Source organism: Phenylobacterium sp. (assembly GCF_035276905.1).
GTDB lineage: Bacteria > Pseudomonadota > Alphaproteobacteria > Caulobacterales > Caulobacteraceae > Phenylobacterium.
Window position 1 is genome coordinate 1 of sequence record NZ_DATELG010000286.1, and the last position, 7,318, is coordinate 7,318.

A 7,318-nucleotide genomic window follows, 5' to 3' on the forward strand; every position below is an offset into this window, starting at 1 on the left:
TTATCGCGCCTGGGCCGAGCGCGAGCCCAAGGCCGAGGCGACCGGGTTGCGCGACCTGGTGCAGCGCCTGGCGCTGCAGCATCGGCCCTACGGCTACCGGCGTGTCACCGAACTGGTGCGCCGCGAGGGCTGGCCGGTGAAACTTATCCACACAATCCACAGCCGCGTGGACCGCGTCCCGCGGACCACGGCAACTACAACTGCTGTGGCTTATTAAGCTGTCTCACGAGAGGGGGGGCGGTCCACTCGCGTCCGTTCGTGTGGTTCGTGTGGTTCGTGGACGAATCCAATCGGCCGCGGCGACGCGCGGTTGTTTCTGCGCCGCACTCCTGATACATGCCCGCGCTTCGCGCCGGCTCGCCGTCCGCGAACTCAAATCCGTGGGAGGGGAGGTGAGCCTGCCCCGTGACCACGGCTCTTAACCCGGCCGGATCCCGGCCAAGGAGCAAACATGGCCAAGAAGATTCTGGGCTACATCAAGCTGCAGGTGCCCGCGGGCTCCGCAACGCCGTCGCCGCCGATCGGTCCGGCGCTCGGTCAGCGCGGCGTCAACATCATGGGCTTCTGCAAGGAGTTCAACGCCCGCACCGAGAAGGAGCAGAAGGGCACGCCCCTGCCGACCGTGATCACGGTCTACCAGGACAAGTCGTTCACCTTCGTCACCAAGACGCCGCCGGCGACCTTCTTTATCAAGCAGGCCGTGGGGCTGAAGTCGGGCGCCAAGGCGACCGGCCGCGAGACCGTCGGCAAGATCACCCGCACCCAGCTGCGCGAGATCGCCGAGAAGAAGATGAAGGACCTCAACGCCAACGACGTCGAGGCCGCCGCCCGCATCATCGAAGGCTCCGCCCGTTCGATGGGCCTCGAGATCGTGGAGGCTTAAGAACATGGCCAAGCAACCCAAGCGCATCCAGGCCTGGACCGGCGACCGCCTGGCCGCCCATTCGGTCGAAGACGCCGTCAAACTGGTGAAGGCCAACGCCAAGGCCAAGTTCGACGAGTCGATCGAGATCGCCGTCAACCTGGGCGTCGACCCGCGTCACGCCGACCAGCAGGTCCGCGGCGTGGTCAACCTGCCGTCGGGCACCGGCCGCGACGTGCGCGTCGCCGTCATCGCCAAGGACGCCAAGGCCGCCGAGGCGCAAGCCGCCGGCGCGGACGTCGTCGGCGCCGAGGACCTGGTGGAGCGCATCCAAGGCGGCTTCATGGACTTCGACCGGGTGATCGCCACCCCCGACATGATGGCCCTGGTCGGCCGTCTGGGTAAGGTGCTGGGCCCGCGCGGCCTGATGCCGAACCCGCGCGTCGGCACCGTGACGCCCAACGTGGCGCAGGCGGTGAAGGACGCCAAGGGCGGCGCCATCGAGTTCCGCACCGAGAAGACCGGCATCATCCACGCCGGCATCGGCAAGGCGAGCTTCACGGAAGAGGCGATCCTGGCCAACGTCCGCGCCCTGGTCGACGCGCTCAACAAGGCCAAGCCTTCGGGCGCCAAGGGCACCTACATCAAGAAGATCAGCCTCTCCTCGACGATGGGGCCGGGCTTCAAGGTGGAGGCCGGCTCGGTCGGCGCCTAGGCCGGACGAGACCTGTTCGAAGTTCGAGAAGGAGCGGCGGCGACGCTGCTCCTTTTTGTTTTCGCCCCTCCAATCGGGCTGGGTCGCCCGGACAGGCGGGGCGATGACGGACGGGACGGGTGAAGGTGAATCACCAAACTGTTGAATCTCACGCGCGCCTCCTGTAAGAGCCGCGCCTTCGTCGCAGGCCTCGCGGCCGGCGAGGGAAGGGGAGCCCCCACGGGCGACCCGTCCTGTCCGAGAACTGTGTAGCCGCGGGGGCCGCCCGCGGGCGGAACGCGGGGGAGAGCCCTTCCCCGGACTCAGGGAGACGGGAAGACAGAGGTTTCGTCGGCTGCTCCGTTGCATGGGGCGGGCGCGAGGCTGCGGCTTCTCCGACATCGGCAGGGACTAATCCGGCGTGCGCACTCCCGCGCGCGTCGAACCTGAGTATGGAGACCGCAATGGACCGCGCTCAAAAGCAGGAAGCCATCGAGACGCTGAAAAGCGATTTCGCCGGCGCCGGCGCCGTGGTCGTGACCCACTACATGGGTCTGACCGTTGCGGAAATGACCGATCTTCGGGGCCGCCTCCGTCAGGAAGGCGCCCAGCTGAAGGTGGTGAAGAACACCCTGGCCCAGAAGGCTCTGGACGGCGCGATCGGCGAGGCGGGCGACGCCCTCTTCAAGGGTCCCGTCGCCATCGCCTTCGCGGCCGACCCGGTGTCCGCCGCCAAGGTCGCGACCCAGTACGCCAAGGACAATGACAAGTTCAGCGTCATCGGCGGCTTCATGGGTGAACAGGTGCTGGACAAGGCCTCGGTCCAGGCTCTCGCGAGCCTGCCGTCGCTCGACCAGCTCCGCGCCAAGCTCATCGGCCTCATCCAGGCGCCCGCGACCAAGATCGCCGGCGTGCTGCAGGCGCCGGCGGGCCAGCTGGCGCGCGTCTTCAACGCCTACGCGACCAAAGACGCCGCCTGATCGTCATCTTCCCGGCAAAACCGAACTTCTAGAAGGATCTAACCAATGGCCAATCTGCAACAACTCGTCGACGACCTGTCCGCCCTGACCGTCCTGGAGGCCGCCGAGCTCTCCAAGCTGCTCGAAGAAAAGTGGGGCGTCTCCGCCGCCGCGCCGGTGGCCGTGGCCGCCGTGGGCGCCGGCGCCGCCGCTCCGGCCGAAGCCGTCGAAGAGCAGACCGAGTTCACCGTCGTGCTGACCGCCGGCGGCGACAAGAAGATCAACGTGATCAAGGAAGTCCGCGCCGTGCGTCCGGACCTCGGCCTGAAGGAAGCCAAGGACCTCGTCGAAGGCGCTCCGCAGAACGTGAAGGAAAACGTTTCCAAGCAGGAAGCGGAAGAAATCAAGAAGAAGCTCGAAGAAGCCGGCGCCGCCGTCCAGATCAAGTAGTCTGGGGACCGCGTTCACGCGAATTCGCGCTGGAAGGGCCGGGAGCGATCCCGGCCCTTTTTGCGTGTGTTCTCCACCCGCGGGAACTCCCTAGGCCGGCTCCTGGTTTGGAAGCTGCGCGACCAGCGTAGACTATCGGAAGCTAGCAACGCCGGGCTGCGCCCGGCGCGAGGAGACGGCGTGGACCGACCATCTGCGCCGTCTCCCTTTTGGCTCGGCTTTTTCCGCCGCGATTTTTGTGGGCGTCGGGGCTTCCCAACGGCCCTGAAACGTCTTACTTCAGCGTCTTCGCGAAATTTCCGATTCCGATGACGCGGTTCTTCGCGCGTATACGCTCCGAGGCATGGTCCGCCGCCCTCCGACCATGCGAGGGAGCGCCCCTGACGATACAGGGGCTTTCCAGCGTCCGGCTTCCCAGCCCGGGAAGCGCCGAGGGTGGACGCAGGATGAAAGTCAGACCGCGGGACCCGTGCGCCCGCGCGTCATCAAGGGATAAAAATGGCGCAATCCTTCACCGGTAAGAAGCGGATCCGGAAGTCCTTCGGCCGCATCCCTGAAGCCGTGCAGATGCCGAACCTGATCGAGGTTCAGCGCTCCTCTTACGAACAGTTCCTGCAGCGAGAGGTCCGCGTGGCGGAACGCCGCGACGAGGGCGTCGAGGCGGTCTTCAAGTCGGTGTTTCCGATCAAGGACTTCAACGAGCGCGCCGTCCTCGAATACGTCTCCTACGAGTTCGAGGAGCCGAAGTACGACGTCGAGGAGTGCGTCCAGCGCGACATGACCTACGCCGCGCCGCTGAAGGTCAAGCTGCGCCTCATCGTCTTCGAGACCGACGAAGAGACCGGCGCCCGCTCCGTGAAGGACATCAAGGAGCAGGACGTCTACATGGGCGACATCCCGCTCATGACGGAGAAGGGCACCTTCATCGTCAACGGGACCCAGCGCGTCATCGTCTCCCAGATGCACCGCTCGCCGGGCGTCTTCTTCGACCACGACAAGGGCAAGACCCACGCTTCGGGCAAGCTCCTGTTCGCCGCCCGCGTGATTCCCTACCGCGGCTCCTGGCTCGACTTCGAGTTCGACGCCAAGGACATCATCTACGTCCGCATCGACCGCCGCCGTAAGCTGCCGGCCACCACCTTCCTGATGGCGCTCGGCATGGACGGCGAGGAGATTCTCTCCACCTTCTACGAGACCATCAGCTACGAGAAGCGCCAGGGCGGCTGGGCCTCGGCCTACAAGCCGGAGCGCTGGCGCGGCGTGAAGCCGAACTTCCCGCTGATCAACGCCGAGACCGGCGAGGAAGTCGCTCCCGCGGGCACCAAGATCTCGGCGCGCAACGCCAAGAAGCTGGCCGACGGCGGCCTGACCACGCTGCTGCTCTCGCCCGAGGCGCTGTTCGGCCGCTATCTGGCCCGCGACCTCGTCAACTTCGAGACCGGCGAGATCTACGCCGAGGCCGGCGACGAGCTCGACCAGGGCCTGCTGCAATCGCTGGAGGAGCAGGGCTTCACCACCCTCGACGTGCTCGACATCGACGACGTGACCGTGGGCGCCTACGTGCGCAACACCCTGCGCGTCGACAAGAACACCGCGCGCGAGGACGCCCTCTTCGACATCTATCGCGTCATGCGCCCGGGCGAGCCGCCGACGGTGGAAGCCGCCGAGGCGATGTTCAAGAGCCTGTTCTTCGACGCCGAGCGCTACGACCTGTCCTCGGTCGGCCGCGTGAAGATGAACATGCGCCTGGAGCTCGACTGCCCGGACGACGTGCGCATCCTGCGCAAGGACGACGTGCTGGCGGTGCTCAAGACCCTGGTCGGTCTGCGTGACGGCCGCGGCGAGATCGACGACATCGACAACCTCGGCAACCGCCGGGTGCGTTCGGTGGGCGAGCTGCTGGAGAACCAGTACCGCGTCGGCCTGCTGCGCATGGAGCGGGCGATCAAGGAGCGCATGAGCTCGGTCGACATCGACACGGTCATGCCGCACGACCTGATCAACGCCAAGCCGGCGGCGGCCGCGGTGCGCGAGTTCTTCGGCTCGTCCCAGCTCTCGCAGTTCATGGACCAGACCAACCCGCTGTCGGAGATCACCCACAAGCGCCGCCTCTCGGCGCTGGGCCCGGGCGGCCTGACCCGCGAGCGCGCGGGCTTCGAGGTCCGCGACGTGCACCCGACCCACTACGGCCGGATCTGCCCGATCGAGACGCCCGAAGGTCCGAACATCGGCCTGATCAACTCGCTGGCCACCCACGCGGTGGTGAACAAGTACGGCTTCATCGAGAGCCCGTACCGCCGCATCCGTGACGGCAAGATCACCGAAGAGGTGGTCTACATGTCGGCCATGGAAGAGGCCAAGCACGCCATCGGCCAGGCCAACATCCGCCTCGTCGAGGGCGGCGCGATCGCCGACGACCTCGTCCCCGGCCGGATCAACGGCGAGCCGACCCTGATCCCCCGAGACCAGGTCGACCTGATGGACGTCAGCCCCAAGCAGGTGGTCTCGGTCGCGGCCTCGCTGATCCCGTTCCTCGAGAACGACGACGCCAACCGCGCCCTGATGGGCTCGAACATGCAGAAGCAGGCCGTGCCGCTGATCCAGTCGGACGCGCCGCTGGTCGGCACCGGCATGGAGGCGGTGGTCGCCATCGACTCTGGCGCCGTGGTCGTCGCTCGCCGCACCGGCGTGGTCGAGCAGATCGACGGCACCCGTATCGTCGTGCGTGCGACTGAAGAGACCGACCCCACCAAGCCGGGCGTCGACATCTACCGCCTGCAGAAGTTCCAGCGCTCCAACACCTCGACCTGCATCAACCAGCGTCCGCTGGTGCGGGTCGGCGACCGGATCCGCGCCGGCGACGTCGTCGCCGACGGCCCGTCGACGGAGCTGGGCGAGCTGGCGCTGGGCCGCAACACCCTCGTCGCCTTCATGCCCTGGAACGGCTACAACTTCGAGGACTCGATCCTGATCTCCGAGCGCATCGTGCGCGACGACATCTTCACCTCGATCCACCTCGAGGAGTTCGAGGTCATGGCCCGCGACACCAAGCTGGGCCCGGAAGAGATCACCCGCGACATCCCCAATGTCGGCGAGGAAGCCCTGCGCAACCTCGACGAGGCGGGCATCGTGGCGATCGGCGCCGAAGTCCTGCCGGGCGACATCCTGGTCGGCAAGGTCACGCCGAAGGGCGAGAGCCCGATGACGCCGGAAGAGAAGCTGCTGCGCGCCATCTTCGGCGAGAAGGCCTCGGACGTCCGCGACACCTCGCTGCGCCTGCCGCCCGGCGTCGCCGGCACCGTCGTCGAGGTGCGGGTGTTCAACCGCCACGGCGTCGACAAGGACGAGCGGGCGATGGCCATCGAGCGGGCCGAGATCGACCGCCTGGGCAAGGACCGGGATGACGAGTTCGGCATCCTGAACCGCAACATGACCCAGCGTCTGCGCGAGCTCTTGGTCGGCAAGTCCGCCGTCTCCGGGCCGAAGGGCCTGGGGCGCGGCGAGATCACCGCCGAGAAGCTCGAGGAGATCGCGCCGGGCCTGTGGTGGCAGATCGCGCTCGACGACGAGAAGGCCATGGCCGAGCTGGAGGCGATGCGCCGCCAGTTCGACGAGGCCCGCAAGCGCCTCGACCGCCGGTTCGAGGACAAGGTCGACAAGCTGCAGCGCGGCGACGAGCTGCCGCCCGGCGTGATGAAGATGGTCAAGGTGTTCGTCGCGGTGAAGCGCAAGCTGCAGCCGGGCGACAAGATGGCCGGCCGTCACGGCAACAAGGGGGTCATCTCCAAGATCCTGCCGATCGAGGACATGCCCTACCTGGAGAACGGCCAGCACGTGGACATCGTGCTGAACCCGCTGGGCGTGCCGTCGCGGATGAACGTCGGCCAGATCTTCGAGACCCACCTGGGCTGGGCCTCCGCGGGCCTGGGCGCCCAGGTCGCGGAACTGCTGGAAGCCTGGCAGCACGGCGGCCAGCGCAAGGCGCTGATCGACTACCTCACCGAGACCTACGGGCCGCAGGAGGAGCTGCCGGAGAGCGACGAAGAACTGCTGGAGCTGGCGCGCAATCTGTCGAAGGGCATCCCCTTCGCGACGCCGGTGTTCGACGGCGCCCACATCGCCGACATCGAGAACCTGCTGGAGAAGGCGGGCCTCGACCGCTCCGGCCAGTCGTACCTGTACGACGGCCAAACCGGCGAGCGGTTCAAGCGTCCGGTCACGGTCGGCTACATCTACATGCTGAAGCTGCACCACCTGGTGGACGACAAGATCCACGCCCGCTCGATCGGCCCCTACAGCCTGGTCACCCAGCAGCCGCTGGGCGGCAAGGCGCAGTTCGGCGGCCAGCGCTTC

General features: G+C 67.1%; 5 protein-coding genes and 1 pseudogene. All 6 read left to right on the forward strand.

The genetic code is table 11. The features are described from left to right. Positions 1–217, forward strand: a pseudogene (locus tag VJS38_RS13435) (hypothetical protein); the annotation flags it as partial. A gap of 234 nt (positions 218–451) precedes the next feature. Then, positions 452–883, forward strand: coding sequence for a 50S ribosomal protein L11 (gene rplK, locus VJS38_RS13440; protein ID WP_324088656.1), 432 nt, complete (start codon positions 452–454; stop codon positions 881–883). Between the two features lie 4 nt (positions 884–887). Further along, positions 888–1,577 carry a 50S ribosomal protein L1 gene (gene rplA, locus VJS38_RS13445; RefSeq protein WP_324088657.1) on the forward strand — a complete coding sequence of 230 codons (690 nt, stop codon included), beginning with the start codon at positions 888–890 and terminating at the stop codon, positions 1,575–1,577. 443 nt (positions 1,578–2,020) lie between these two features. After that, entirely contained in the window at positions 2,021–2,536 is a 516-nt protein-coding gene (gene rplJ, locus VJS38_RS13450) for a 50S ribosomal protein L10 (RefSeq protein WP_324088658.1), read from the forward strand. 45 nt (positions 2,537–2,581) lie between these two features. Further along, positions 2,582–2,965, forward strand: a complete 384-nt coding sequence (rplL, locus tag VJS38_RS13455; protein ID WP_324088659.1) for a 50S ribosomal protein L7/L12 — start codon at positions 2,582–2,584, stop codon at positions 2,963–2,965. Positions 2,966–3,463: 498 nt separating this feature from the next. After that, positions 3,464–7,318 (forward strand): DNA-directed RNA polymerase subunit beta (gene rpoB / locus VJS38_RS13460; RefSeq protein WP_324088660.1); only part of this gene is annotated, 3,855 nt, incomplete at its 3' end.

Bases quoted from the DNA above. Each gene is read 5' to 3' on its own strand.
- rplK (WP_324088656.1), top strand. From the start codon at position 452: ATGGCCAAGAAGATTCTGGGCTACATCAAGCTGCAGGTGCCCGCGGGC.
- rplA (WP_324088657.1), top strand. From the start codon at position 888: ATGGCCAAGCAACCCAAGCGCATCCAGGCCTGGACCGGCGACCGCCTG.
- rplJ (WP_324088658.1), top strand. From the start codon at position 2,021: ATGGACCGCGCTCAAAAGCAGGAAGCCATCGAGACGCTGAAAAGCGAT.
- rplL (WP_324088659.1), top strand. From the start codon at position 2,582: ATGGCCAATCTGCAACAACTCGTCGACGACCTGTCCGCCCTGACCGTC.